The following is a 26,654-nucleotide window of genomic DNA, read 5'->3' as shown; positions in this document are numbered from 1 at the left end:
TAAAACTAAGTAGAAAGATAAATTGCCCTGAAACAGACGTATACTTGCTATCATGGCTAAAAAAAAGCAATCATCGGGTAACGATACTCCACGCCCTGTAGTACCTAAATCTACTCCGGCACCAGTACCTGGTTCGGTTCGTCCCGCTTCGGTTCGTCCCGCCGAAGCTGCCCAGCGCCCCATCACTCGTCCAACGGCAACGAAACCCGTTAATAGTCCCCCTGCATCTGACCTGCCGATTGAGGAGAGACCTGTTGTTTGGTGGCCTCCGCTCGCTTTGGCTCTACTTGGGTTCGCTCTGTACATCAATACGTTTGGGCATCAATTTGCGCTCGATGATATTGCCGCCATTGGGCAAAATCTGTTTGTTAAAAGAGGTATTGCAGGTATTCCCGATTTGCTACGTACTGAGTTTTGGCATTTTAGCAATATCTCACTAGGGTATTATCGACCGCTATCGCTCATTACATTTGCGCTCGAACAGGAGTATTTCAATGGCGACCCTAACATCAGCCATATGATCAATGCTGGATTATACGGCCTGACAGGTTTAGTAGTTGGCATCTTACTCCAGAAATGGCTCTCCGCTCAAACGATTACTGCTTTTTTGATCGGGCTGGTTTTCATAGCACACCCCATCCATACCGAAATTGTTGCCAACATTAAGGGGCGGGATGAGATATTGAGTTTTCTGTTTATTGCCTTGATGTTGCTTTCCTATTGGCACTATCTGGAAACCAACAAATGGGGCTGGATAGCGGGGGCTTGCGTATCGCTCTACTTGGCATTTCTCTCAAAGGAATCATCTATTGTGAGTCTGGCGCTGATTCCGGCCATGCAATACTGGTTTGCCCGACGGACCGTCTGGCAGTCGCTCATCAGTTTATGGCCTTTTCTGCTTGTGACCGTCTTATTTTTCTATCAGAAGCAGAAAATGATTGGTACGTTGAGTGGTACGCCACCGGTCGACTGGGCCAACTATCCCTATGCAATCGAGAAGACGCAGAAGTCTACTACGTTTAAATTTCTGGAATACTACATCCGGTTACTGATTCTGCCGCATCCGCTGGTGTACGATTATTCCTACAATGTAATTCCATCGGGTGGGAAGGGCGATCTGCTGACATGGGCTGGCTTTTTCACTTTTGTTGGATTGATCTGGCTAACCTGGAAAGGATTCGTGAAACGTACCTTGTGGGGTTTTGGGTTGTTCTGGTTCCTCGTTACGATGGCGCCAGGTTTGGGTTTCATCTGGCTGCGGGGTGGCATATTCGCCGAACGCTTTACGTATGCCGCCGTAATGGGCTTCGGATTTGTCCTTATCTGGGCGTTGCAGAAAGTACTGCTACGTAATTCAGCCGATACCAGCAGCGAATCGTCGTCAAAACCAATGCTGGCCCGTTACGCGCCTTTATTCGGATTGATGGCCATTATAACCGGGTTATACGCCTTCAAAACTATCGAGCGTAACCGCGATTGGGAAAATAATTTTGTTCTCTTTAACTCAGCCCTACCGTATGCCCCCAATAGCTGCCAGGTGCAACGGCACGTAGCGAATGAGTGGATTGAAAAAGGATTGAAAGATCGCACAAAGGTTGATTCGATTGCTAACGCTACCAATGCCATAAAGCCAAAACCATCGCCTGATCAACTGAAGAAAGCTCAGGTTCTGATTGACACCAACGTTGCCCGGGCCAACATACATGGCCGATGGGCGCTCGATCACTTACAAGAGTCCACCCGTATTTATCCCAGTTTCGGCGAAGCGTATTTTTCGATGGCCTATGTCTTTCAGAAGATTACACCGAATGTAGACTCGGCAAAATATTATTACAAACAAACCATTCGGGCGGCCAATGCCTATGCACCAGCCTACAATAACCTGGGGGTAATTTATCAGGGCGAAGGACTGGCACAGAATAACCGGCAGAAACTGGAATTGGCTTCCTACTATTATAACCGATCGATGGTGGTTAATCCGGCCTATGTGGATGGGCAAAACAACCGGGCCAATCTTTATAAATCTACGGGTATTGATGTCAAATTCCTGCCCGACTCGGTGCTGAATAAGTATTAACGAATAGCTGAATAGCTAAAAAATTGCCATTCCCCGTTGCCACATAGCAACGGGGAATTCTTTGTTATAGTCGATTTGGTAACCGACCCTATGTCAAATTATTAGCGCTTGATGAGCGTAGAGACGTAGCAGGTTAATCTAACAAAGTGACATCTGGCGAAAATGCGGACTCAACGGTAAAAAAAAGAAAGAAGCGACTTTGGTTTGTACTGATACTGAACCTACGATTCGTGTCCGAACCAGTAGACAGGATTATTTCCGAAACCCATTATGAAAAGTACGCGCCGAACCTTTCTTGCTCAGGCAGCCACCACGGCAGCCGCTGGAATCGCCATCCCTACGATCCTGTTTGGTGCTAAGCCAAAAATTGAAGAAACGATTGTTGGGCACGGTGGCTATCGGTATCGTGCCGTACCGAACTGGGGTGTACTCGATGCCAGCAAAAATCCGGTGAACGATTGCCACGAAATGGTGCAGGATGCGAAAGGCCGCATTATTTTGCTGACGAACGAGACTAAAAACAACGTACTGATTTACGACAAATCGGGAAAGCTGCTCGAAAGCTGGGGAAATTCTTATCCCGGTGCACACGGTTTGTCGCTAGCGAACGAAGGGGGAGAACAGTTTCTGTTCATTAGTGATACCGACCGCCATCAGGTTATCAAAACAGATTTGAAAGGCCGCGAAATATTGAAAATTGACTATCCGAAAGAAACGGGCGTTTATGCGCATCCGACGCAGTTTAAACCTACCGAAACGTCCATTAATCCCACCAATGGGGATATTTACGTAGCGGATGGGTACGGTGAAAATTACATTACGCAGTACGATAAAACGGGACGGTACATTCGCCATTGGGGGGGTAAAGGCGCCGAAAACGGGCAATTTGACTGCTGCCATGGCATTTTAGTCGATACCCGAAAGAACCAGGTAGCCGGTATTTCGGGGCCTACGTTGCTTATCACCGACCGACGACATAACTGCCTGAAACGCTTCTCAATGGATGGAAGCTATTTGTCAACCATCGCACTGCCCGGCTCCTACATTTGTCGTCCTGTGTTGCATAATGACATGATTTACGGCGCTGTTTTTCGCAGTACGTCCGATGCGTATCCTGATTCGGGCTATGTTCAGATTCTGGATAAGACTAATAAAGTTGTATCAACACCCGGTGGTTCGGAGCCAGTTTACAAAGACAACCAGTTACTGGAGCAGCGAAAAGATAGGGCCTTTGCCCCATTTCTGCACCCCCACGACGTACTAGTCGATGAGGACGAAAGTTTATACGTTGCTCAGTGGAATTCCAAAAAAACGTATCCGATAAAGTTAGTGCGGGTAGGATGATGTTATAGGACGATTTGCCACGACTTATTGCTCGATGAATGCAAACTATTAAAACATTTGCCGTAATACATCATGATTCGCTTTTGTTTCGAAGATAGCCTTTACCGGAATTGTAAAGCCTGGTACAGTCAAAGCAGTTATTGTATCGTTAAGATGGAAATTACCTACGGCGTCGAAAGCCATAAATTCTTCATCTAGACGAAATTGCTCGACCGTCTGCCTTGTTGGGTCAATTAACCAATACTCGCGAACACCATGCGATGCATAATCTTCAAATTTAATGCCACGGTCGCGCTTGGCCGTTCCTTTCGATAGAATTTCAACAATTAAGTCAGGGGCTGGATGTTGCATGGTTTCGTCATCGAATTCATCGGCTACTTCCTTGCGCCAGAAACAAATATCGGGTTCGTAGTCATTTCGGGTAAGCGATACCATGGCTTTTTCAGTATCTACCTCACCTAAATGATGCGTCTGAACGTAGATGCGTAACAGAGTTGTCAAGTTTCCATTCGCCCGTAAATGCTTTCGCTTGACAGGCGAATGCATAATAATCTGACCATTGATAAATTCAGCTTTTATATCATCTTGTAACCACTCATAAAACGCCTTCCGTTGCTGAGCTTCATCGTCCAGCATAGCTTGTACGCGGGCAATAATCAGTTTGGCATCGGGCGCGTCAAACAGTTCGGCAATGAATTCGTCGGTCATGTAGTTGGTTGTTCTTATGTGAAGATACAAAAAACTTACTCCCCCATCAACTCCCGCAGAATCTTCTGAGCGGCTATCGAAATGACGGTTCCTGGCCCAAAAATTCCCCGAACACCCGCATCGTAGAGAAACTGGTAATCCTGTGCTGGAATAACTCCCCCGGCAATAACCAGAATGTCATTGCGACCGATTTCCTTTAATTCCTCGATCAATTGGGGCACCAGTGTTTTGTGACCAGCGGCCAGACTCGACACCCCCACAATATGCACGTCGTTCTCGGCTGCTTGCCGTGCTACTTCGGCGGGTGTTTGAAAGAGTGGACCCATGTCTACATCGAATCCCAGATCGGCAAAACTTGTTGCGATGACTTTCGCACCCCGATCGTGACCATCCTGTCCCATTTTTGCAACCAGAATCCGGGGACGACGACCATCGAGTTCCGCAAAACGGTCGCTCATTTCGCGGGCTAGCCGGAAATTCTCATCGTCAGAGACTTCAGCCGAATAAATACCAGATATTGCCCGAATTATGGCCTTATGACGGCCAAAAGCTTTTTCCATAGCGTCAGAAATTTCACCTAACGTAGCGCGGTGGCGAGCCGCTTCAATAGCCAGAGCGAGGAGGTTAGGAGCTTGGGGCATGGGGCGTGGGGCAAGGCTCCCCTCCTCTTGGTTAAGGGGAGGGGCTGGAGGTGGAGTAAAAGCGACCTCCGTAATAGCTACCAACGCTTTGGCTACGTTCTCCTGGTTCCGGTTCGCCTTGATCTCGTTCAATCGTTTTATCTGGGTGTCACGCACCACCTGATTATCGATGTTGAGTAGTTCGATACTCGTTTCTACATCGGGTTTGTAACGATTGACGCCCACAATGATATCTTTTCCTCCGTCGATCCGGGCTTGTTTCCGGGCGGCTGCTTCCTCAATACGTAGTTTGGGCAGTCCCGTTTCAATGGCTTTTGTCATGCCGCCTAACTGTTCGACTTCCTCCATCAAGGCCCATGCCTTTTCAACCAACTGCTGAGTCAGAAACTCAACGTAGTAGGAGCCACCCCAGGGATCAACAGCGCGGGTAATGTCCGTTTCGTACTGTAGATAAAGTTGTGTATTGCGGGCAATTCGGGCTGAAAAATCGGTTGGTAAGGCGATGGCTTCGTCCAGCGAATTGGTATGTAAGCTCTGCGTGCCGCCCAGCACCGCTGCCAGTGCTTCAATAGTCGTTCGTGCTACGTTGTTAAATGGGTCCTGTTCCGTCAGGCTGTAGCCGGACGTTTGACAATGTGTTCGTAACGCCAGCGATTTTGTGTTCGTTGGGGCAAATTGCTTCACGATCTTAGACCAAAGCAGTCGTCCGGCCCGCAGTTTGGCAATTTCCATGAAGTGATTCATGCCGATACCCCAAAAGAAGGACAGACGAGGGGCAAAGTCATCAATGCCCATACCAGACCGCAGTCCCGTACGAATGTATTCAAGTCCGTCTGCCAGGGTGTAAGCTAATTCCAGGTGGGCTGGCGCGCCCGCTTCGTGCATGTGGTAACCGCTGATACTGATGGAGTTGAACTTTGGCATGTGTTGAGCCGTGTAGGCAAAAATATCGCCGACAATCCGCATGGACGGTTCTGGCGGGTAGATGTACGTATTACGTACCATGAACTCCTTCAAAATATCGTTCTGAATGGTTCCGGAAAGTTTCTCGGGTGCAACGCCCTGTTCTTCGGCAGCTACGATGAAAAATGCCATAATGGGCAACACGGCCCCGTTCATGGTCATCGATACCGACATCTGATCGAGTGGAATCTGATCGAACAGGATTTTCATGTCTTCAACCGAATCGATGGCGACGCCCGCCTTGCCTACATCGCCTACCACGCGCGGATGATCGGAGTCGTAGCCCCTATGAGTGGCCAGATCGAAAGCCACCGACAGCCCTTTTTGTCCAGCCGCCAGATTACGTCGGTAAAATGCGTTCGATTCTTCGGCCGTCGAGAAGCCTGCATATTGTCGAATCGTCCACGGCTGACGGACGTACATACTGGCATAGGGACCACGCAGAAAGGGCGGAATCCCAGCTGCATAATTCAAATGGTCAGCCTCGGCCAAATCCGCAATCGTGAAACGAGGCTTCAGTTTGATGCCTTCGGACGTAGTGAAGAGCGTAGGGCGTGGGGCAGGGGGCAGGGGGGGCGCGCCTTTCACACTACCTGGTAATGATGTATTCTGTATATTGGTGAAGTCGGGTCTCATGCTTGTTGATATTACAACGGATTTACTCAAACTTCCCGGCCAGTCGTCGATCGGGTAGTGGACCAGTCCCATTCCCAGAAACGGTATTGGTTTGGTCAGAAGGCTCGTCAAACCGGAACTTGGTAACACCTACCAAAACCTTTCCACTACGTATCGCTTCGACTTTCGCCTGATAGGATTGATCAATTTCCTGTTCAATAAATCCATCGGCAAAGGCTTTTGTAAACCCTCCTCGTTTTTCGACATCCAGAAACAACGTCCAGGCAGCATCAACCAAGTGGCTCGTCAGGGCTTCGATGTAGTAGGAACCCGCTGATGGATCCGCAACTTTGTCCAGATAGCTTTCTTCTTTTAACAAAACCGATACGTTACGGGCGATGCGGTCGGCGTGACTTCGATCAGCGGAGTCATCGTTCGAAGTGCCCAGAACAGTATCATAGGGGTGGACTGTCAGTACGTCACAACCACCAACAACGGCTGCCATTGCTTCGGTAGTCGACCGAAGGAGATTTGTATAGGGCGTGGCTGTGGAATCGTAGAAAGTGGAGGTTTGACAATGAATGATGAATGATGAATGATGAATGATAGTGGAGGTAGGATAAGCTGCGATGATGCGGTTCATGAGCATCCGAAGGGCACGTAGTTTTGCAATCTCCAGGAAATAACTCGTACCTACTGATATGGATAACAGCGTTTTAGGAGCGAGTTGATTAATCGGTAGGCCCTCCTCCGTGAGTTGATCATACATATCTGCCAGTGAGGCCAGTGTAAAGGCCAGTTCCTGCGTAGCGTTAGCGCCCGCATTATGAAACGCCTGACTGCTAACGCAAATCGTGCGGAACAAAGGCGAATCTGCGGTTAACCGTATTATCTCTGCTGTTGATATACCAGCACCGGTTAGTAAACCCCCTTTTAGCTGATAAGGCGCTACGGTTTTTAATGCCTTTACAAAATCAGTAACGGCTACGCCGTCATCCAGCCGGAAAAAGACGGGTGTATCACTCAGTTTGATGCCGTTTAGCAATCGGGGTAAATCCGTTTGAGAAGAAAGGCTAACAACAAGCGCATCAGCCCCGCGGGTGAGTGCATCACGCAGGCGTAAATTATCCTTTTTTTCATCGAAAATCGCTTGCTCGGGCGCATTTAACCAGCCGGGGGCCTGTTTCTGGCTATCCTGAATCATTTTAAGCAGCCCCTGATTCATTTCATCGGCTGTATAGTAGGGCTCAACGGTGAACCCCGCATCTGGCTGCCACAGCAGATTTTCGTAAGCCAGTTCGTTTTTTAGTTCCTTTTGGACCTGTGCGAGCCAGGCCGCTTTATCGGTAACAGGAAACAGAGTTGAAAAAAGCGGCTCCATCAGATGAGTTCAGGACAATGTGTTAGTAAAAGTAGTCTTTTTATCTTTTCAGGGAAAAACCGCATTTATACCGACAATAAGAGCCTGCCGTTGCATTATTCAAAGGGATTGATTTGTTTCCTTGACGTTCAGTATGAAACGCGTAATTTTAGCTTAACATTGGGAAAGGGAACGACGTAGCCTGAGGTAGACCATTAAAAAAAACGTGCCCTGCTTTACGGAGTACGGTCAAATAATTTTCTACATTTGTCTCCCTTTTTTGCGACCCCGACGTAACTGTGATGTACCCCCGTGAATGTAACAACCCAGATAGGCATGCAGCGTGAAGTAACGACGGTGTGGAATCGCTGTCTGACCGTCATCCGGGAAATCGTACCCGAACAGAGCTTCAATACGTGGTTCGAGCCAATCGTGCCGCTGAAGCTCAATGGTCACGTATTAACGATTCAGGTACCGAGCGAGTTTTTCTACGAATGGCTCGAAGAAAACTTTGTGCATGCCCTACGAAAAGCCCTCGACACGGCTATCGGTCGCGATGGGCAACTGGAGTATTCCATTATTGTTGATAAAGGCAACGAGCAGAACAGACCACTGACGGTTAATATCCCTACAACGAAATCGACCCAAACGGCTAAGCCTGATAATGTTAACCCGGATCTGATCAAAAGTCCGTTTATTTTTAAAGACCTTGATTCGCTTACGCTTGATTCATACCTGAACCCAAGCTATACGTTTGATAATTACGTTGAAGGCGATTGCAATCGATTGGCTCGGTCGGCGGGCTATGCCGTGGCCGAGCGGCCGGGTATTACGTCGTTTAATCCACTGATGATTTATGGGGGGGTTGGACTGGGCAAAACGCACTTGGTGCAGGCCATCGGTAACTTTATCAAGAATAATAATCAGAATAAGTTCGTCCTGTATGTAACCTCGGAGAAGTTCACGAACCAGTTCCTGAATGCCGTCCGCTCAGATGGCATTCGCGACTTCACAGCGTTTTACATGCAGGTAGACGTACTGGTAATTGATGATGTGCAGTTTTTGCAGAAGAAGGAAAAAACGCAGGAGATTTTCTTCCATATTTTCAATCACCTTCACCAGTCGGGCAAGCAGATCATTATGACCTCCGACCGGGCTCCACGAGCCTTGGATGGACTAGAAGATCGCCTACTGTCCCGGTTTAAATGGGGTCTGTCGGCCGATTTGCAAACGCCCGATCTTGAAACCCGAATCGTTATCATCCAGAAGAAACTGCAGGCCGAAGGCGTTTATATCGACAGTAACGTGATTGAGTACATGGCTCATAGCGTCAATACCAACGTTCGGGAACTGGAAGGTGTCATTGTCTCACTCATGGCGCAGGCATCGCTGAATCGACGGGAAATCGACCTTGAACTGGCCAAGCATACGTTACGTAACATTGTCGTAGACTCAGAACGTGAAGTTACTATCGATACGGTGCAGGAAGCCGTGGCCAGTTATTTCAACGTAACAATTGCCGATTTGAAAGCCAAGAGTCGTAAGCGAGAACTGGTACATCCCCGACAGGTGGCTATGTATTTGGCCAAAGAAAAAACGGATCTGTCGCTTAAGTCCATTGGGTATCATTTCGGTGGACGTGATCACAGTACGGTCATTCACGCTATCCAGACCATCAGTGATTTGGTGATGAAACACCCCGAAACGCGCGAGATTGTTGAGAAACTGAAAACGCAGTTTAAATAACTTCCTTTTTGACAGGATAAAACGGGATTTTTTATGTCCGTTTTATCCTGTCAAAAGATAAAAATGCTGCAAGTTTTATCGCGCCATCAAATCAATTCTTCTGCCTGGGATGCCAGCGTGGCTGCTTCTTCACAACGGATTCTATATGGTTACTCCTGGTATTTAGACGCCGTTCTGCCTGGTCCGGACTGGAAATGGGTTGGTATTGTGAATGTGGATATTAATGGTCAATATCAGGCCGTTATGCCCATTCCACTACGTCGAAAGCGAGTGGCTGGCATAGCGTACCATTGGGTCGTGCATCAGCCTTTTTTTTGTCAGTTCCTGAACATTTTTAGTCGGGATGAATCGGTTGATACAGTGCCATTTTTCCAGCTTATGCAGCAGGAGTTTCGCTACGGATCAATGTTTAGCATACGGAAGTCCTTTGTTAATCAATTGTCATTCAGTACGTTCCAGACGCAAACGACACATGTTCTTGATCTGTTGATTGGGTATGAACGCATTTCACAACGCTACTCCCACGACCGTGCCTCCAATCTGCGTCGGGCTCACCTGGCTAACTGGACAATCATTGACTCGACTGACCCAGAACCTTTACTGACATTATTTCGCAAATATCAGGCTAACGGCATCGACGGCGGTGTGGCTGATTGGGCTTATGACATATTCAGAAACTTGGTTGCTGAACTGAACAAACGGAATCTGGTCGTGCTACGGTATGCTACCCGTGAGCATCGTATTGAAGCCGGAGCCTTGTTTGTTCAGGAAGGAGATCGGATAATTTATCTCTTCAACGCGGCATCGGAAGCGGGTCGTCAGGGAAATGCCCGCACGCTGCTGATTGACCAGATGATCCGGAAAAAGGCTGGCGATGCGCTAATTTTTGATTTTGAAAGTCCGGAAAAGCCGTCTATCCGAGATTTTTATCGGAGTTTTGGCGCTTTTGAAGAGCCGTTCTATACAGTACGCTGGAATCGGCTAAGTGTGGTTGAAAACATTGCTAGAAAAGTAGTGAACGTAGTACGTGGCCGGTGAATAAGGCTTAAGCAGGCATCAAAAAAGGCGGGCCACAGTTTTGAACTGTGGCCCGCCTTTTTTGATGCCTGTAAGTTAATAAAATTTCAAAGGCTGCTTAAGCCCTTCGTTGCGTTTCATATCCATCACCATAGAGCCAATCCACAGATCGACTTCCACTTTAACCGGCACTTTATTCGTATCATCGGATACAAAAATCCGGATTGATTCTTCCTGCTTAAACATCGCGTTGCCCGGCGGCAGTACGGGGTTTAACTTGATAACATTAATCTTGCCCTGCTTCGTTTTTACTACGTCTTTGCCCCGATAGCGCACTTTCATATTATAAACGGTGTCATCGTAGAAGGCGGGTACTTCAATAACCTGACCGCTGTTAATCTTGTTAAAGTCAATCGTTCTCAGGAAATAATAGCCGCTGATGAGGTCATGTACATTGTCCGGTACGTTGAATACATCTTTCTCCGTACGTTCTTCGGCTTTTACGGTGTTCGCTTCATGATTGAACGTAATATTTTCTTCCTTCCGATAACTGTTTTCCTGAAGGTTGGTGTAGAATTTCTGCGGCAAGATAGCTGACGTGTCAATGTAGGACCGCCACGTATCACGAACACGGGTAACCAGATCAAAGGCACCAACCGTACGACCATCCACGTTGACCCGATAGCAGGGACGATCGTTGACTTTATAAAGGGTGGGGCTAACGTCTACAATGGCTTCGGCCGCGTTGATGAAGCCATAATGAACCCGATATTCGATGTGTTCACCGGGTCCAAAGCTATTATTCGGAACACGCCGATATGCGTTCAGCGCAATAAATCCAGTGCTCAGAACAGAAAGTATACCGATGCCAATTAAAAACTTTTTCATGCGGGTTACTACCCGTTGGTAGGGTTAATTTATAAAGATGGATAGGTTTCTTTCAGGTAAGTCAGATACCGTTTGAAATCCCCTCCGAATTTATGTTCAAATTCCTGCCGAAAACGGTTCTGCTGTTTTCGATACGTTAAATACCCAATAAAGTACGCATTATTGGGTAAGTTTAGTTTGCCAAGACGCCGTTTTTTTATTGAGCGTACACTTGACTGGCTGCGTTGGTCGGTAATTGTGTCCGACGACACAACAATTTGCTCAATAGTCTGCCACTTCAGCGAATCTTTGATAGCGATTGGCGTAGTGGGTTTAAACGTCCGGTACAAACTATCCAGCGTTTGTGTGCCACGCAAGACATGGTTGTCGTATCGTTCATAAAACGCTTTAGTGGCCAGATAGTTCTGGTAAGGCGCCGATGCTTTGCCGTACTTCTGCGCCAGAAATCGAAGCGCTCCATACTCCCCTACAAAATCCGCCAGGTTTTCATTATACTCCAGACTATTTTTCACGAACAACGTACCATGTGTTAGCTCGTGAATGATCAATTCCGCCAGACTGCCCTCGGGTCGTTCCAGAAAGCTGGATAAAATGGGGTCGTTTAGGAAACCTAACGTCGACCAGGCCGATACTTCCCCAACTCTCGTGTCCAATCCTTCCCGCTTCAGTTCAGAAACCGTCGAATCGGCACGATCTTTTTCAAAGAAACCTTTGTAGGAGAACGTACCAATTATTGGGAAATGCCACTGTCTGGCAATCAGTTGATAGGGTTCGGCGGCCGTAATGACCCATAAAATGGGTTTTCCCTCCTGATCGTAAAACGACTCATAACTTCCCGATTTGTCTAATCCGAGCGAATCTATGGAAAAACGCTTTATTTCTCGGATAAGTTCTATTTTTTTCTTTAGTGAATCAGGGTAGGCCGGATCGGCAAGCACCTCGGCAACGGGTTTGGTATTCCATAATATGCGTACCTGACCACGTGCCTGCATCCAGCCGTAACTAACCAGGTCCCACTGCCAGACAACTAAAGCAGCTAGAACCCCTATAATAACCAGAGCAATTTTTCGACGCATCGGTTGGAATAATCTAATACAAAAATTTGCTGTAAAGTTAAACAACGACGGGGAGGGAGTGAACGATAAAACAAAACCGGACCACTCATCGGAGTAGCCCGGTTCTATGATTTGAATAACGGCTGATACGTTCAGGCCGAGTAACCCCGTGTTTCTACTTCCTGAACACTTTCGCCCGTTAGTTCATCCAGAAACTGATCATGGGTCATGGGTTTGGAGAACATCGGGAAGTTTTTGGCGCAGGCAAAGGCTTGTTCTTCCTCGCTGAGCGTGGCTGTGCAGTCGGTAAGGGTGATAACTTCAAATCCTTTTTCGTAGCCTGAGCGCATTGTAGATTCTACACAGCAGTTGGTCAGAAAACCGCATAAGGCTATGGTTTCAATGCCTTTACTACGTAGTATAAAGTCGAGGTTGGTGCTGGCAAAAGCATCCAGGCCGCGCTTTCCTTCCAGCACAATATCACCGGATTGGGGTGTTAGTGAATCAATAATGTCGACACCCCATGAGCCTTTGCGGAACGACTGGCTATCCACCACACCCTTCAGAATGCCATACGGATGTTTCGTGATTTCAAAATAACCTTCCTGAAAACTAATAGGCGAATGAATAAGAACCGCTCCAGCCTCACGGGCTTTTGCGACAAGATCAAGGGTGTTCTCCAGCATGTTGGTCGAGCCCATTACGTCTTTAACAGCGTCGTGCAGACTACCCCCCGGTGATGTAAAATCGTTCTGATATTCAATCAGGATAACGGCAGTTTTTTGCGGATTCATAACAGTTTGGTTTTAGCGACGAATTGATACCGAAAGGAGCTGAACCTCCGTGTTTACTCCAACGCCTGATAGACGGCAATTCGGAATTTCTTCACAAAATCGCCGTAATAGGCGTAAGGGTGTACATTCGTAAAAATCAGGAGGATAAGGTCTTCTTTCGGGTCGATTGTGAACTCGGAACAGTACATTCCGCCCCAGTTGTAGGAACCTGGCGATGCCTGATCGCCGTAGTGAGAATTTTCGGTAATCAACATAAAACCAAGCCCGAATTTGTCTTTGCGGTCCCAGACTTCAGCAGCCCCAATCTGATTCCGAAGCATCATTTCGATGGTTTTACGGCCTAGAATCCGTTTGTTGTTGAAGGTGCCACCGTTGAGCAGCATCTGGCAAAATCTGGCATAATCTTCCGCAGAGCTGACCAGTCCCGCTCCACCTGAGAAAAACGTTCTGGCACCCGTAGTGGCAAAATTTCGGTACGTTTCGTTGGTGTGTAGGGTTAGTGGTTTGTCCATGCTCGATTTGCTATACAACTCGACCAAGCGGCTGGCTTTGCTGTCAGGCAGATAGAAATACGTATCGTTCATTCCGAGCGGTTCCAGCACCCGTTCGCGCATAGCTACGTCAAACGGCTTCCCGGAAAGTATTTCAATCAAACGCCCAATGACATCGATGTTCAGGCCGTACGTAAAGCCTGCCCCGGTGGAGTCAGTGCCGGGGTCGCGGAGGAGCGGGCGTTTGGCCAGTTTGTTGATTACGTCTTCGAGTTTGTCGGACGCGGTCGAGTTGAAAAATGGCACCTTAAACTCAGACCGCTGATCGAGTGGGTGTTCGTAGGGAAGCCCCGCATTATGGCTCAGCAATTGCCGGATTGTAATTTCACTCTTCGCCGGTCGGGTTTCGTAGTTTCCGCCAGTCGGGTCTTTTTTGTCGTAGGTAACCAGTACTTTCGGATTCTTGAAGGCCGGAATGTATTTCGAAATAGGGTCGTCTAACAGAAATTTCTCTTCCTCAAACAACGTCATCAGCGTGACCGTCGTGATCGCCTTCGACTGGGAGGCAATGCGGTAGAGATCATCTCGTTTGAGCGGTATTTTCTTTGCCAGATTGCTGTAACCGAAGGCTTTATAGTGCACAATTTTACCCTTGTGCGCCACGAACGTAACGGCATTCGGCGCAATGTCTTTGTCGATTAAGTCCTGTAGCCACGTATCGAGCCGTTTCAATCGGTCGGCTGAGAAACCAGCGTCGGCGGGAGATTTGGCGATTGTGAAGGTTTGAGGAACAGACTGGGCAAAGAGGAAAGATGTCGAAAAGAGGAAAAGTATGAGGAAGCGCATTTCGGTTTACGGTTTATAGGCTTCAGTTTACGGCATATAACGGTTCGCCGTAAACCGAATACCAAAAACCGTAAACCGAAACCATTCTACTTACCCCAATCCCAGACGACCACTACCCAGGTTTCGCCAATGGCCGGGTCATGAAACTCATGAATCGACTCGAATCCAACGCGGGCGTGGGCACGTAGCGAACGGGTATTATTGGCTGAAATATCGGTTATGAGCAATTGATAGCGATCCCCGTATACGTCGTGATGATGCTGGAACATCCGGTCAAATACCCGTTGCCCGCGGTAGCCTTCGGCCACGCAAACCTGCCCCATCACGTACCAATCGTACTGGCTTAACGGTTGATTTTTGTAAAAAAGCGTCTCAATCAATTCAAAAAGCGGCAATAATTCCGGTACGTCGGTACCAAATTCGGGTAACATCGTCAGGGCGTAGCCAACAACCGTGGCGCCGTCTTTGGCGATGATACTGGGAGCGGTTTTATTCATACGAGCCAGTACGTTCGGGTCGTGTTCAACCGTCACGAAACCCTGATCGACCTGCACATCAATGGATACGTTCTTGCGGAGATTGGCTTGTTGAAGTGTTAAAATACCGCGCACATCGGCGTCGGATTGAACAGTGGTAACGGTAAGCATAAATTCAGGCAATGATCTGCGACGGTAGTTTTTTCAAAAACGCCGAATCCACTTCGGCACCGATACCGGGCGTTTCAGGCAGTTCGATTTGGTAACCGTGATACGTAATGCCGCCGTAAACGGGATCATCAGCGTGTTCAAAACAACCGTCCAGATCATAGAAACGAACGTTTTGACGGGCGGATGCAAAATGCGCATTGGCCGTTAGCGCCAATCGAGATTCTGACATGCACCCGATCATACACGGAATTCCGGCGGCTTCGGCAATAGCATTGATTTTGAGCGCTTCAAAAATTCCGCCACTTTTGGAGAGTTTGATGTTGAAATAATCAACCGCTTCTTCACGTACCAGCCGGATGGCGTCCGTCGCGTCGAACAGGCTCTCGTCGGCCATAATCGGAACGGTTGAGCTTTGCCGGATTTGCCGCAAACCGGCAATATCATACCGCTTGATTGGTTGTTCACAATACTGAACGTTCCAGTCCCCAATGGCGCGCAACACGGCCTGCGCTGTCACTACGTCCCAGCCCTGATTGGCGTCGGTACGGATGGGCGTTCCGTCACCAATCGCGTTTCGAATGGCTTCTACGCGGCCAATGTCGTCGCGCAGGTTAGTGCCGAGTTTCACTTTAATGGCTTCAGCCCCTTTTTCCTGAATACGCAGCGCGTCTTCCACCATTCGTTCGGGTGTGTTGATATAAATCGTTTCGTCCGTAACGAGTACCCGCTTTGATCCGCCCAAAAACTGATAGAGCGGCATCCTTGCCGCCTTAGCGGCAATGTCGTAAAGGGCCATGTCGAACGCCGAACGGGTAGTGGAATGCCCGGGCAGGTAGCGCGTCAACGTATTGATACAGCCTTCAATATCGAGTGGATCACGGCCGATCAATAGCCTGGCCATGTCGTTTGCCGCTGCTAATCCTGATGCCTGGGTTTCGCCAACGATCATCCACAAATGCGAGCCTTCGCCCCAACCCGTAATGCTTTCGTCAGTTTGAATCTCAACCAGTATATTCCGGGCGTGTTCCATCGTGCCGAGCGAAATGGCGATGGGTGCTTTAAGCGGAATGTCGTAAGCGTAGAGGAGAATTTGTGTGATTTTCATTGGCTTAAACACAGAGTAAACAGAGGAAAAACACCGAGTATACAGAGACATCTCCGTTTACTCCGTGAGTTCTCTGTTTTCTCTGTGTTTAAAGAGTCATTTGGGGAACTGGCTTTTATCCAGGCCGGGAATGATACGTAATGCGTTTTTGTAATAAACTTTTTTCAGGATTTCGTCGGGTAGGCCCATACCATACATCCGCCAGAACGCGTGGTATTTTTTGTGGTAAGGAAAATACTCATCGTCGGTTTCGAGCACCCGGAAATACGTAGCGTATTCAGACGGCACCCAACTGTCTTTCCCGAACAGAATCCGGTCCTGATATTTCTCGAAGAACTTCCGGCTCGCTCTTGGCTGACGGCCTAATTCCGCGATCACAGCGCCAATTTCGACGTTCATGTTTGGGAAAACCGTCATCAGGCTGTCGAGCTTAGTCAGGTCGTTTGGATACCAACCCATGTGGGCCGCAATGAATGTCGTTTTCGGGTGTTTGCGGAATACGTTGTGCTGCTCGGCGATGAGCTGATCCCAGGGGACAGGATCGTTGGCGGCCCGTTTCCTGCCAGCATGAAGCTTGAGTTCGAGCCAGCGTTCGTTGTAGCGGTCCATTGGGTCCCAGAACGATTTAGGATCGGCGGTATGAATCAATACAGGAATGCCCAGTTCGCCACATTTCGCCCAGATTGGGTCAAGGCGCGGATCGTCAACCCGAAGCACATGGCCGGTCTCATCTTTGTTGGTCAGGCCCAGATTCTTGAAAATCTTGAGCCCATGAGCGCCTTTTCTTACATCGGCCTCCAGGAGCTTGACAGCATCTTCGGTCCAGCCTTTTTTACCGACCTCGTCGAAGTTAAGGTTTGTGAACAGCACAAGTCGTTTCGCATTGGTCTTGTTCGCATTGGCCAACGCCTTATCGAAAAATTCGGTGCCTTGTTCGACGCTGCCCCAACCCCGGCCGCTCAGGTTAACCATAATGCCCATATTGAGGCTATCCATCTGAGCGAGAAGCGGTTTCAAATTTGCCTTGTCCATGTCCCACTGGTGGTTGTGGACATCAATGAATGGATATTTGGAATGCGTCACCTTGTGCTCCGGTACTTTCAGCGTCGAAACAGGATCATATTCTTCAAAACCCAATGGTTCGGGTGGTTTAGCCGTTTTGGGCGTTTGACCACAGGCAATTAACCCCGGCAGCAGACAGGCGAAGAAGTAAATCAGGTGTTTCATGAACGGTTGTATTTACAAACTAATCCTTAAAGATAAGCGCCACACAATGAGCGGCAATGCCTTCGCCCCGCCCCACAAAACCAATATGCTCGGAAGTGGTGGCTTTTATAGAAATATCGTCTTCCGGAATGGCCATTACGTCGGCCAGACAGGTTTTCATCGCTGGAATGTGCGGATTGAGTTTAGGCTCCTGCAACACGACCGTTACGTCCACATTCGAAATTTCGTAGCCTGCGCTACGTACCATTCGAAGGACTTCAGCCAGCAGGAGTTTACTGTCCACACCTTTCCAGCGCGGGTCTTTATCCGAAAAATGGTAGCCAATGTTGCGCATGTTAGCGGCTCCCAATAACGCATCACATAATACATGGCACACGATGTCCGCATCCGAATGACCAACTGGCCCGAATGTACTGGGAATCAGAATGCCGCCCAGCCAAAAGGGCCGCCCTTCTTCCAGTCGATGAACGTCATACCCTTGTCCTACCCGGATTTTCATGCGACTCTATAATACAAGGTCGAGCAATTTTCTTTGCGCAAAATCTGCTGGGCTGATGCCTGAATATCGTCGGGTGTGACGGCCTGAATCTGGGCGGCTTCCTGATTCACTAAATCGGGATTGCCTGCGTTGGCCGCATAAGCAAGATTCATCGCCCGATTCAGCAGTTCAACTTCCGAGAAGGCAAGCGTAGCTTCGGTCTGGTTTTTTACTTTCGTTAACTCTTCCTCCGGCACGGTCTGGTCAATAAATTTCTGAATAACTGACTCCACAGCCGCATCGGCCTCTTCGAGCGAAATACCTTCGTTCAGGGTTCCCTGTACAACTAACAGACCTGGGTCTATGGAGGACGTGATATAGGCGCCAATATTGCTGAACAAGGGGTTATTCCGTAGCAGTTGCTGATAAAGCCTTGACGATTTACTACGTCCCATCATATCGCTCAGGAGGTCGGCGGTGTGAAAACCAGACTCAAATCGACCGGGCATGTGATACGCTTTATAAAGCCCGTTCAGCGGGACCTTCGCTGAAGTTTCCAACTTTCTGGCTTCGGTCTGGATTGGTTCTTTGGGCAGGTGCCGGATGTAGGTATCACCTGCTGAAATTGGCGCGAACCACTTGTTACATAGCTGCTTGACCTGATCGACGGTTACATTCCCAGCCACCACCAGAATGGCGTTGTTGGGCAAATAATACTTGAAGAAGAATGACTTCACATCATCCAGCGTAGCATTCTCGATGTGGCTGATGTCTTTGCCAATCGTGGCCCAGCGGTAAGGATGTTGCTGGTAAGCCAGCGGACGTAGTTTGAGCCAGACATCACCATAGGGTTGGTTCAGGTAACGCTGTTTGAACTCTTCGATTACGACTTTTTGCTGCACGTCAAGTACCTGCGGGTCAAACGAAAGGCTAAGCATTCGATCCGATTCGAGCCAGAACGCTGTTTCCAGATTAGCCGCCGGTAACGTAATGTAGTAGTTGGTGATGTCGGGGCTGGTAAAGGCGTTGTTTTCACCCCCAACTTTCTGCAGCGGTTCGTCGTAGGTCGGAATGTTCTTAGATCCCCCGAACATTAAATGCTCAAACAAGTGTGCGAAGCCTGTTTTAGAAGGATCTTCGTCGCGGGAACCAACATTATACAGAATATTGACGGCCGCTATCGGTGTAGACTCGTCTTCATGGACGAATACCCGCAGGCCATTGTCCAGGACAAATTGTTCGTAATGAATCATGAAAAAAACGGTTGCGTACTGCTCTCTTTAGATACTACGCATTGAACAAAAGTAAGGTTCTGACCGTATAGAATCAAACGACGTAATACGAACGACTGCTTTGTCTCTACTGAAAACTATTTTTCTAGCCCTGATCTGGCTTTGTTTGCCACTGATGGCCCCCGCCCAGGTCATGAGCGATCCCGCTGCTCAACAAATCATTGTGAAGGCGCTCGACAATATTTATAATCTGGAGTTTCCGCAGGCTGAAGCGCTGATCCGGCAGCTTCAGGCCCGCTATCCACAGCATCCGGTGGCGTCAATTTTGCGGGCCACCCAACTGGACATACAGAATTTGCCGCTGTCGGAAAATAAAGCCGCTGTAGCGCAGTTTGTGCAGGCTGTTAGCCAGGGACTGGAGATGTCGAAGCGGATGCTGGAAAAGGACAGAAACGATCCCGAAGCCGTCTTTTTTATGCTTACCTGTCATAGCTATATGGCATCGCTGTACAACAACCAGGGCGAGTCGCTAAAAGCCGTTGGGGAATCAAAAAAAGCGTATAATTATCTTCGGGATGGCTTTGCCTTGATGGAGAAAAATCCGGATTTCTACTTCACGAGCGGACTCTATAACTACTACGTGGAGCGCTACCCAATGGATCACCCCGTTGTTCGACCGTTCATGATTTTCTTTGCCGACGGCGATATTGCCCTGGGCTTGAAGCAAATGGACGTAGCAACGCGCCGGGGCGTGTTCATGCGTCCTGTGGCGAATTATTACCTGTCTCACCTGCTGCTTAAGCACGAGACGAATCCGGTTCGGGCGAGTGTGTATATGAAGTATTTAGTGGAAAAATATCCGAATAATCCACTATTTGCCATGACCTATGCGGAGGCTTTGCTGCTGGCTGGCCGGTATGCTGAAGCACGGCCTTTTGTGCAACGGCTCAGGCAAATGCCCAATAAACTGGTGCCCTTGGCTTTCAATACGTTCTCGGGCATGCTGATGGAGCAGGCCGATAAAAACGACAAGGAAGCGGCTGAATTCTACGAAATTGCCTTAAAGCAACCGTCTGATGACGCCTATACCAAAGAGTACAAAGCTTTTGCCTATGCGGGTTTAGCGCGTATTGCCGCTCGTGCCAATGACCATAATCGGGCAAAAATGTATTATAAAAAAGCGCTGGCTGTGGGCGAGTATAAATCGCTGGTCAAGGAAGCGAAAGCTTTCAAAGGGTGAAGCTTGACAGACAGAAGGAACGTTTGGGCGTTTTGGACTGCTGTTAGGCGCTATTCAAAAAATACAGAAATATCCTATAGAAGTTCAAGCCGGCAATCCATGTGAGATAAATTTGCGTTAGTACCAACACATGAACTAACTCAACTCATATGAACACTGCAACAGATCTGTTTACTAGATTCGATCGTCTGGATACACGTATTAACAGTTGGTTAGTAGCCCATAGTGTCAATATTCTCCGTGTTTGTCTGGGTCTTGTTTTCTTCGGCTTTGGGGTGCTGAAGTTCTTTCCTGGTATCAGTCCGATAGAATCGCTGGCCACACGCACGACAGCCATTCTTACCCTGGGCTTATTTACAGGCCATAATGCGATGGATTTTGTGGCTGGTCTGGAATGCGTTATCGGCGCTTGTTTTCTTACGGGTCGTTTTTTACGGGTAGGTGTGTGGTTAATGGCTGCCCAGATGATTGGTGCCATGGCGCCTGTACTGCTTTTTCCGGGTGAGCTTTTTTCTGGACCACATCACGCCCCTTCGCTGGCCGCTCAGTATATCCTGAAAGATATCATCCTCATCGCAGCCGGTATGGTAATTGCCTCTACATGGACAGGCGCTCGCATCGTTGCAGAGCCCAAGAGTCTACGTAGCACCTTGGGTACACGCGTTCCCAGGGTATACCGCACAAAGCCTATAACTGGTCAACCCATTATAGCCTAAACGCAAATCGACTAGTAATCGACTTCCAGATTCAGGACCTTTCGTAGTTCGTGTAAAGCCGGATTCTTTTCAGCCAGGAAATTGAATTTGTCCTGCGAACTGTAAATCATCTTCTTGACTTCCTGCAACGTCACCGTATGTTCCAATTGAATCTGGCTGTTCTGGAGTTCACTACGTAGATACCCCAGCAGATCAGGTTTTAAATCGGTCAGGTAACCAACTTGCAACGTATTGTCGAGTGTCAGGCGAATGGTAGTACCATCGAGGACAAAATCCCGGTTGAGAACCAGTTGCTCTGTGGCGGAATCGACCTGTTTCAACCTGTTTTTTGAAAACGTCATCCAGGTAGCCTGCAACTCCTCGAACGTAAAAGATTGATCGGGCCGGGATTGGGCCGTGGTAATTACTTCGGTGATTGTATCGGCCAGTAGCTGGACCGGGCCGGTCGTTAGCGGAACGGTCGAACGCAACCGGCTACTGGCCGGGCGCGATGGCGGCACGATCTGGGGTTTAGCCGGGGCCGTTGCTACGCCATTTGTCGCCGTTGCATGTCCATTCTGATACGCGGTTCCGTGGGGCGCCGTACCATTTGGGGACGTAGTGGACCGATAGCCGTTTACGGGTTCACTCGTAACGGGATGCGTTTCGGGTATTTGGTTTTCGGCCGGTCGGACTAGCTCATCTGGTTCCGATTTTCGGACGGCATCAGGCGAGGGTGGATTGGGGAGCGTCCGTTCGACGTTTTTTTTTTCAGCGACCTCTGGCCCCCCCTTATCTGTGATTACTTGCCCTGTCGCATTAAATTCCCCACTGCGCGATCCATTAATCGGAAAATCGGGTAGCGCTTCCCAGTTGAGCAGGTTGCGCAGGTTAGCCAGCTTCATCAGCCACAGTTCGGTGTGCAGCCGCTGGTCTTTGGCCTGCTTGTAATTCATATCACACTGACCACCAATGCTTAACGCTGATAGCAGGAACGACATGGGTGCCCGAACGGCCTGATCCAGGTATTGCCGGCGAACGTTCTCGGTCACTTGCAGCAATTGAACCGTAGCGGCATCCTTGCAAACCAATAAATCCCGGAAGTGGCGACATAACCCAACAACAAACTGATGCCCGTCGAAACCCTTCCGCAGAATTTCGTCAACCGTTAGCAGACTCTGAGGCAAATTCCCTGCCAGCAGCAAATCGGTTAGTTTGAAGTAATAATCGTAGTCGAGAATGTGCAGGTTATCCAGCACTTCCTTGTAGCGAATAATCCGGTCGGCAGCGAACGTAACGTTCAGGTCGAACATGGACAGTGCATCGCGCAGCCCACCATCCGCTTTTTGAGCAATCAGATCAAGCGCTTCGGTTTCCGCCGTAATGCCTTCTTTCTCGGCAATCCCGGCGAGGTGACTGGCAATATGCTGCGGCTGAATCCGGTTAAAATCAAATATCTGGCAACGCGACAGAATTGTCGGCAGAATTTTGTGTTTCTCCGTGGTGGCCAGAATAAAAATGGCGTAGGAAGGAGGCTCTTCCAGCGTTTTTAGAAACGCGTTGAAAGCTGCCGACGAGAGCATATGCACCTCGTCGATAATGTAGATTTTATACTTCCCCGACTGGGGCGGATAACGCACCTGATCAATCAGGTTACGGATGTCTTCAACCGAGTTATTCGAGGCTGCATCCAGCTCGTGAATATTGAATGAGGCATTCTGATTAAAACTTACGCACGACTCGCAAGTGTCGCAGGCTTCGCCGTCAGCCGTTAAGTTTTGGCAATTGATGGTTTTGGCCAGAATCCGGGCGCAAGTGGTCTTACCTACTCCGCGCGGCCCGCAGAACAGAAATGCCGAAGCTAAGTGATTGGTCTTGATGGCATTCTTGAGAGTGGTGGTAATGTGCTCCTGACCCACGACGGTGTCGAAGGTGGCAGGGCGGTACTTGCGGGCCGAGACCACGAAATTTTCCATACCCAAAGTTAGCACGACCGGGGCGGATTTCAAACGTTGGCGTGAAGCAGTTCGATTCGAGATGTCTAATTAAACCTCTCTGGTAAAACGGTAGGACGTGGCAGGAAAAGGGCTGACGAACGGTAGTAATCAGAGCAAAATCTTAAATTTCCTTCCCGCAGTGTGGGCAGAAAGTCCGACGGGGTGTCTTATGCGCCCGAATATGCTCATTGAAGCCCGATACCAAAATACCGGTTGGTAAGGCGAATAGGCCAATGCCTACAATGGCTGTCATGCCGCCCAACAATTTGCCTAAGGGTGTAATTGGATGAATGTCGCCGTAACCGACCGTAGTCATTGCCGTTACGCCCCACCACATGGTTGCTGGAATGCTCGAGAACTGATCAGGCTGAGCCGAATGCTCGACGTAATACATAATGCTCGATACGATAATCAGCATGAAAACAACCAGTATCGTGCTGAGAATTAGCTCTTCTTTCTTCTCGCGTAGTACACTTTGAATCATACGAAACGCATGTGAATATTTCGAGATGCGAAACAGTCGAAAAATGCGGAACAGCCTTAGAATTCGGACGATGGCCAGATCAGTAGCGAACAGCGAGAAATAAAAGGGGAAAATAGCCAGAAAATCAATGATGGCTGATGTGGACAAAACGTAGCGTAATCGACCCCAGAACCAATGGGTATACTTTTCATTTTCGACACAAACCCAGAGACGCAGCAGGTATTCAATAGTGAAGAAGCCGACAGAAAACAACTCGAAATCGGTGAATAACCGCGAAAATCGTTTACTATACTCTGGCACTGTATGGAGTACAATCGCAATGGCATTCAACGTAATGATCGTAATCAACAGTAAATTGAAAATGAGGCTCAATCCCCGACGCTTGCCGGTTGAAATTTCGAGAATGCGATACAGAAATTTGCGAAAGTGTAGCATGAGCGAGAACGGTAGGTCGTTCTGCAATCTACTACGCAAATGTTGAACTTGTTTTTGCCTACACCTGAAGAAAAATAGTCAGATGTAATTTACAGTTTGCCAGTTATCTCGCTGTGCGGTAGTAGTTTAGGGTATATAGGGCCACGAGCATAGCAATAGTTGCCAGGCCCCCCGCAAATAAACCAATTGTGGGTGCCTGGAAATAGGTTAATGCATGCCCTGTCAAAAACGATCCGGCAATGTCGGATAGATTTATGAAGGCCATATACGTAGTAAACTGTGAACCTTCCACGCCTTTTCGACAAAGCGTCATTAATACGGGCATAGCCGCTACACTAATGCTGGGGTCCATAAAATACAGAGCTACCAGGCCTGTCTGTGCAATTTCCCGCCGAATCCAGAAGTCTGACAGCGCATTGAATGCGAGTAGGTAAACGGCAACAAGACCCAACATAATGATCAATAAACGGCGCGGTCCAATCCGGTCAGCCACGAAGCCACCCGTTAGGGCTACAACCGTAGCGACGACCATGCCATACGTACCTGTTAGAAGGGAAACCGACGTATCAGCCCAGCCGAGTCTCTGAATCAGGTGGTAATTGTAGGCCCGCAGAAAAAGACTGATACTGACATACGCTGCCACAACGGAGCCAAACAAAAATAGACTCCGTTTGGTGAAAAGACCTTTAAATAATTCCGTAAACAGCCATCGGAAATTGGGGTCGGTTTGCTCACTACGTTGTAGCTGTAGGGGATGAATCATTGTCGGTACCCGATGGCTGAATGAGGGAAGCAGCCGATCGTTTGGGCGTTCGCGAATGAAGACGGTCAGTAACGTTAGGGTCAATAAACAAAGTGATTGAGTGAGGGCTGCGGTAAAGAAGCCGTACGCATGTAAAAGCTGAGAAAATACGGCCGCGCCGACACCTGTCCCGATTAGAAAACCAGCGCGCATAAACGCATTGACCCGCCCCCGTTCGTTTTCAGGTATGACCGTGATGGCCATCGCATCGACACTTGCATCCTGAATAGCGGCAAACACACTATGGCCAAAGAAAAACCAGGCTAATACTCCAATCTGTTCGGTTGGGTCGCGCACATACAAGACGCCCAGCGATGCTAGGAACGCCATAAATTGTGCGCCAACGACCCAGGGTTTCCGCCGACCCATGGCCGAGCGTTGATAACGGTCAATAACGGGTCCCCATATAAACTGAAAAGCCCAGGGCAGACCGACAATGGCCGCAAATGATCCAATCGCTGCTGGATTTACGCCTTTGGCCGTTAAATAATTGGTCAGAGCAGTCAACGCAAAACCTGCTGGAAGCCCCTGCATAACGTATAAATAAAAGAAGACAGCGTAGCGTAATGACTGACTTCGGCTCAGCGTTAGTGGGTAAGACGATGACGGTAAGCCGGTTAACATAAGTTGGATAGATAAGTAGTCTATGGACGTGCCTAGTAGGCAGGAATTATAGGACTTCGTGATTAATAAGTATGTTTTGACCGTTCTCGAACTATCTTGTAAAAAATCCGTTATTTTAATTGCAAGACCCGGATAATCTCTCTAACATTGTCCGCGTTTTCTGCGCAAAACCAATGGCCAAGCTCGTCTACATACCGACCTTCTTCCATACTACGCCATTTCGGTTTAGGTCCGAAAGGACTATATCATTTTGTTTGCCTATGTGGTAGACTTTTTCCGCCATTTTTCTCGTTTTATTCATCAAACAAATCAGCATCGGATTACGCTGTCTCCGTTTCTGCGGCTTTACAACCGCCAATAAACGACAATGATCACACCCGAAGTAGTTAACGATACCTATATAGTTCAGGTCGCCAATGAAAATCATCTGCGGCTGGCCGAAACCATCTGCCATGAAATGGAAGAAAGCGCGAAAGCCCGGGGAACCGGTATCGCCAAGCGATCACCCATTTATGTGATGGAAAAAATGCTCGAAGGCAAAGCCATTGTTGCCATGACGCTGGAAGGCGAATGGGTCGGCTTCTGCTACATCGAGACCTGGGACCACGGCAAGTTCGTGGCCAACTCCGGCCTGATTGTTCACCCCGATTACCGCAAAAGTGGAATCGCTACGCGGATTAAAGCCAAAGCGTTCGAACTCTCACGGGTGACATATCCTACGGCCAAAATCATCGGTATTACGACGAGTCTGGCCGTTATGAAAATCAATTCAGACCTGGGCTATCAACCTGTTACGCTCAGCGAGTTACCGGGTGATGACTCGTTCTGGAAAGGTTGCCAGACCTGTGCTAACTTCGACATCCTGACACGTACCAACCGCAAACATTGCCTTTGCACAGGTATGCTTTACGATCCTGAAGAGCATAAAAAAGAAGAGAAAGACGAGAAGTGGAATTTTCTGAAGGAGTCGAAGCTATACGAACGCTGGATGCGGATAAAAAAACGCATTCTGATGCGTATTCACCCGACTGACCGTTCGCGTTCACGTCGGTCTGATCGTGAGCTGGAAACTGCCTGATACATAAAAATAAAACATAAACAGCCCGGAAGCCCCTTCCGGGCTGTTTATGTTTTATAGTAGCT

Annotated in this window: 22 protein-coding genes; 7 read left to right on the top strand and 15 right to left on the bottom strand. The window is 48.6% G+C overall.

What is annotated here, in order from left to right; all coding sequences use genetic code 11:
• The first annotated feature begins 52 nt into the window (after window positions 1-52).
• Together ACYVEA_RS06440 and ACYVEA_RS06435 are read left to right on the top strand one after the other, a co-directional pair.
• The gene (locus ACYVEA_RS06440) at window positions 53-2,077 is read left to right on the top strand and encodes a tetratricopeptide repeat protein (RefSeq protein ID WP_461112529.1); all 2,025 of its coding nucleotides are present in this window, start codon (window positions 53-55) and stop codon (window positions 2,075-2,077) included.
• Window positions 2,078-2,347: 270 nt separating this feature from the next.
• Window positions 2,348-3,421, top strand: coding sequence for an NHL repeat-containing protein (locus ACYVEA_RS06435; RefSeq protein ID WP_461112528.1), 1,074 nt, complete (start codon window positions 2,348-2,350; stop codon window positions 3,419-3,421).
• 48 nt (window positions 3,422-3,469) lie between these two features.
• On the opposite strand, the gene ACYVEA_RS06430 is transcribed toward ACYVEA_RS06435, so the two are convergent.
• The 3 genes from ACYVEA_RS06430 to ACYVEA_RS06420 are packed head-to-tail and all read right to left on the bottom strand — an operon-like array spanning window position 3,470 to window position 7,729.
• The gene (locus tag ACYVEA_RS06430) at window positions 3,470-4,129 is read right to left on the bottom strand and encodes a Uma2 family endonuclease (RefSeq protein ID WP_461112527.1); all 660 of its coding nucleotides are present in this window, start codon (window positions 4,127-4,129) and stop codon (window positions 3,470-3,472) included.
• Window positions 4,130-4,164: 35 nt separating this feature from the next.
• Complete coding sequence (gene scpA, locus ACYVEA_RS06425) at window positions 4,165-6,369, bottom strand: methylmalonyl-CoA mutase (RefSeq protein WP_461112526.1); 2,205 nt, start codon at window positions 6,367-6,369, stop codon at window positions 4,165-4,167.
• A 22-nt stretch (window positions 6,370-6,391) separates the two neighbouring features.
• The gene (locus ACYVEA_RS06420) at window positions 6,392-7,729 is read right to left on the bottom strand and encodes a methylmalonyl-CoA mutase family protein (protein WP_461112524.1); all 1,338 of its coding nucleotides are present in this window, start codon (window positions 7,727-7,729) and stop codon (window positions 6,392-6,394) included.
• 315 nt (window positions 7,730-8,044) lie between these two features.
• Between ACYVEA_RS06420 and dnaA the strand changes: the two genes are divergently transcribed.
• Window positions 8,045-9,454 carry a chromosomal replication initiator protein DnaA gene (gene dnaA, locus ACYVEA_RS06415; protein ID WP_461112964.1) on the top strand — a complete coding sequence of 470 codons (1,410 nt, stop codon included), beginning with the start codon at window positions 8,045-8,047 and terminating at the stop codon, window positions 9,452-9,454.
• Between the two features lie 63 nt (window positions 9,455-9,517).
• A complete protein-coding gene (locus ACYVEA_RS06410; RefSeq protein WP_461112523.1) occupies window positions 9,518-10,492 on the top strand; it encodes a GNAT family N-acetyltransferase in 975 nt (324 codons plus the stop codon).
• A 75-nt stretch (window positions 10,493-10,567) separates the two neighbouring features.
• Here the strand turns inward: ACYVEA_RS06410 and ACYVEA_RS06405 are convergent, their stop codons facing one another.
• The 9 genes from ACYVEA_RS06405 to ACYVEA_RS06365 form a co-directional block, all read right to left on the bottom strand.
• Complete coding sequence (locus tag ACYVEA_RS06405; protein ID WP_461112522.1) at window positions 10,568-11,359, bottom strand: DUF3108 domain-containing protein; 792 nt, start codon at window positions 11,357-11,359, stop codon at window positions 10,568-10,570.
• Between the two features lie 29 nt (window positions 11,360-11,388).
• The gene (locus ACYVEA_RS06400; protein ID WP_461112521.1) at window positions 11,389-12,435 is read right to left on the bottom strand and encodes an aminopeptidase; all 1,047 of its coding nucleotides are present in this window, start codon (window positions 12,433-12,435) and stop codon (window positions 11,389-11,391) included.
• Between the two features lie 131 nt (window positions 12,436-12,566).
• Window positions 12,567-13,208, bottom strand: a complete 642-nt coding sequence (locus tag ACYVEA_RS06395) for a cysteine hydrolase family protein (protein ID WP_461112520.1) — start codon at window positions 13,206-13,208, stop codon at window positions 12,567-12,569.
• Between the two features lie 53 nt (window positions 13,209-13,261).
• The gene (locus ACYVEA_RS06390) at window positions 13,262-14,545 is read right to left on the bottom strand and encodes a serine hydrolase domain-containing protein (RefSeq protein ID WP_461112519.1); all 1,284 of its coding nucleotides are present in this window, start codon (window positions 14,543-14,545) and stop codon (window positions 13,262-13,264) included.
• An 86-nt stretch (window positions 14,546-14,631) separates the two neighbouring features.
• Window positions 14,632-15,192, bottom strand: a complete 561-nt coding sequence (locus ACYVEA_RS06385) for a GNAT family N-acetyltransferase (RefSeq protein WP_461112518.1) — start codon at window positions 15,190-15,192, stop codon at window positions 14,632-14,634.
• A 4-nt stretch (window positions 15,193-15,196) separates the two neighbouring features.
• The gene (locus ACYVEA_RS06380) at window positions 15,197-16,297 is read right to left on the bottom strand and encodes a mandelate racemase/muconate lactonizing enzyme family protein (RefSeq protein WP_461112517.1); all 1,101 of its coding nucleotides are present in this window, start codon (window positions 16,295-16,297) and stop codon (window positions 15,197-15,199) included.
• Window positions 16,298-16,393: 96 nt separating this feature from the next.
• Complete coding sequence (locus ACYVEA_RS06375) at window positions 16,394-17,524, bottom strand: amidohydrolase family protein (RefSeq protein WP_461112516.1); 1,131 nt, start codon at window positions 17,522-17,524, stop codon at window positions 16,394-16,396.
• Between the two features lie 19 nt (window positions 17,525-17,543).
• Window positions 17,544-18,023, bottom strand: a complete 480-nt coding sequence (gene ispF, locus ACYVEA_RS06370) for a 2-C-methyl-D-erythritol 2,4-cyclodiphosphate synthase (RefSeq protein ID WP_461112515.1) — start codon at window positions 18,021-18,023, stop codon at window positions 17,544-17,546.
• On the bottom strand, window positions 18,020-19,255 hold the full coding sequence (locus ACYVEA_RS06365) for a M16 family metallopeptidase (RefSeq protein ID WP_461112514.1): 1,236 nt from the start codon (window positions 19,253-19,255) through the stop codon (window positions 18,020-18,022). The genes ispF and ACYVEA_RS06365 overlap by 4 nt, the downstream gene beginning before the upstream one ends.
• Window positions 19,256-19,355: 100 nt before the next feature.
• Here ACYVEA_RS06365 and ACYVEA_RS06360 point away from each other — a divergent pair, with 100 nt between their 5' ends.
• Entirely contained in the window at window positions 19,356-20,474 is a 1,119-nt protein-coding gene (locus ACYVEA_RS06360; RefSeq protein ID WP_461112513.1) for a tetratricopeptide repeat protein, read from the top strand.
• Between the two features lie 149 nt (window positions 20,475-20,623).
• Window positions 20,624-21,190, top strand: a complete 567-nt coding sequence (locus tag ACYVEA_RS06355; protein ID WP_461112512.1) for a hypothetical protein — start codon at window positions 20,624-20,626, stop codon at window positions 21,188-21,190.
• Window positions 21,191-21,201: 11 nt separating this feature from the next.
• Here the strand turns inward: ACYVEA_RS06355 and ACYVEA_RS06350 are convergent, their stop codons facing one another.
• The 3 genes from ACYVEA_RS06350 to ACYVEA_RS06340 form a co-directional block, all read right to left on the bottom strand.
• A complete protein-coding gene (locus ACYVEA_RS06350) occupies window positions 21,202-23,145 on the bottom strand; it encodes a DNA polymerase III subunit gamma/tau (RefSeq protein ID WP_461112511.1) in 1,944 nt (647 codons plus the stop codon).
• A gap of 142 nt (window positions 23,146-23,287) precedes the next feature.
• Entirely contained in the window at window positions 23,288-24,085 is a 798-nt protein-coding gene (locus ACYVEA_RS06345) for an ion transporter (RefSeq protein ID WP_461112510.1), read from the bottom strand.
• Window positions 24,086-24,188: 103 nt separating this feature from the next.
• Window positions 24,189-25,511: an MFS transporter gene (locus ACYVEA_RS06340; protein WP_461112509.1), complete on the bottom strand. Its 1,323-nt coding sequence runs from the start codon at window positions 25,509-25,511 to the stop codon at window positions 24,189-24,191.
• Between the two features lie 367 nt (window positions 25,512-25,878).
• Between ACYVEA_RS06340 and ACYVEA_RS06335 the strand changes: the two genes are divergently transcribed.
• A complete protein-coding gene (locus ACYVEA_RS06335; protein ID WP_461112507.1) occupies window positions 25,879-26,589 on the top strand; it encodes a GNAT family N-acetyltransferase in 711 nt (236 codons plus the stop codon).
• Window positions 26,590-26,654: the final 65 nt, after the last annotated feature.

Source organism: Spirosoma jeollabukense (genome assembly GCF_054777855.1).
Note: the sequence above shows the minus strand (reverse complement) of the source record. Positions and strands in the feature narration are given on the sequence as shown.

What these genes read in the sequence shown, in the direction of transcription:
- ACYVEA_RS06385 (WP_461112518.1), bottom strand. Translation starts at nt 15,192, where the DNA reads ATGCTTACCGTTACCACTGTTCAATCCGACGCCGATGTGCGCGGTATT.
- ACYVEA_RS06345 (WP_461112510.1), bottom strand. Translation starts at nt 24,085, where the DNA reads ATGCTACACTTTCGCAAATTTCTGTATCGCATTCTCGAAATTTCAACC.
- ACYVEA_RS06375 (WP_461112516.1), bottom strand. Translation starts at nt 17,524, where the DNA reads ATGAAACACCTGATTTACTTCTTCGCCTGTCTGCTGCCGGGGTTAATT.
- ACYVEA_RS06390 (WP_461112519.1), bottom strand. Translation starts at nt 14,545, where the DNA reads ATGCGCTTCCTCATACTTTTCCTCTTTTCGACATCTTTCCTCTTTGCC.
- ACYVEA_RS06340 (WP_461112509.1), bottom strand. Translation starts at nt 25,511, where the DNA reads ATGTTAACCGGCTTACCGTCATCGTCTTACCCACTAACGCTGAGCCGA.
- dnaA (WP_461112964.1), top strand. Translation starts at nt 8,045, where the DNA reads ATGCAGCGTGAAGTAACGACGGTGTGGAATCGCTGTCTGACCGTCATC.
- ACYVEA_RS06400 (WP_461112521.1), bottom strand. Translation starts at nt 12,435, where the DNA reads ATGCGTCGAAAAATTGCTCTGGTTATTATAGGGGTTCTAGCTGCTTTA.
- ACYVEA_RS06440 (WP_461112529.1), top strand. Translation starts at nt 53, where the DNA reads ATGGCTAAAAAAAAGCAATCATCGGGTAACGATACTCCACGCCCTGTA.
- ACYVEA_RS06355 (WP_461112512.1), top strand. Translation starts at nt 20,624, where the DNA reads ATGAACACTGCAACAGATCTGTTTACTAGATTCGATCGTCTGGATACA.
- ispF (WP_461112515.1), bottom strand. Translation starts at nt 18,023, where the DNA reads ATGAAAATCCGGGTAGGACAAGGGTATGACGTTCATCGACTGGAAGAA.
- ACYVEA_RS06420 (WP_461112524.1), bottom strand. Translation starts at nt 7,729, where the DNA reads ATGGAGCCGCTTTTTTCAACTCTGTTTCCTGTTACCGATAAAGCGGCC.
- ACYVEA_RS06430 (WP_461112527.1), bottom strand. Translation starts at nt 4,129, where the DNA reads ATGACCGACGAATTCATTGCCGAACTGTTTGACGCGCCCGATGCCAAA.
- scpA (WP_461112526.1), bottom strand. Translation starts at nt 6,369, where the DNA reads ATGAGACCCGACTTCACCAATATACAGAATACATCATTACCAGGTAGT.
- ACYVEA_RS06380 (WP_461112517.1), bottom strand. Translation starts at nt 16,297, where the DNA reads ATGAAAATCACACAAATTCTCCTCTACGCTTACGACATTCCGCTTAAA.
- ACYVEA_RS06350 (WP_461112511.1), bottom strand. Translation starts at nt 23,145, where the DNA reads ATGGAAAATTTCGTGGTCTCGGCCCGCAAGTACCGCCCTGCCACCTTC.
- ACYVEA_RS06410 (WP_461112523.1), top strand. Translation starts at nt 9,518, where the DNA reads ATGCTGCAAGTTTTATCGCGCCATCAAATCAATTCTTCTGCCTGGGAT.
- ACYVEA_RS06405 (WP_461112522.1), bottom strand. Translation starts at nt 11,359, where the DNA reads ATGAAAAAGTTTTTAATTGGCATCGGTATACTTTCTGTTCTGAGCACT.
- ACYVEA_RS06365 (WP_461112514.1), bottom strand. Translation starts at nt 19,255, where the DNA reads ATGATTCATTACGAACAATTTGTCCTGGACAATGGCCTGCGGGTATTC.
- ACYVEA_RS06395 (WP_461112520.1), bottom strand. Translation starts at nt 13,208, where the DNA reads ATGAATCCGCAAAAAACTGCCGTTATCCTGATTGAATATCAGAACGAT.
- ACYVEA_RS06435 (WP_461112528.1), top strand. Translation starts at nt 2,348, where the DNA reads ATGAAAAGTACGCGCCGAACCTTTCTTGCTCAGGCAGCCACCACGGCA.
- ACYVEA_RS06335 (WP_461112507.1), top strand. Translation starts at nt 25,879, where the DNA reads ATGATCACACCCGAAGTAGTTAACGATACCTATATAGTTCAGGTCGCC.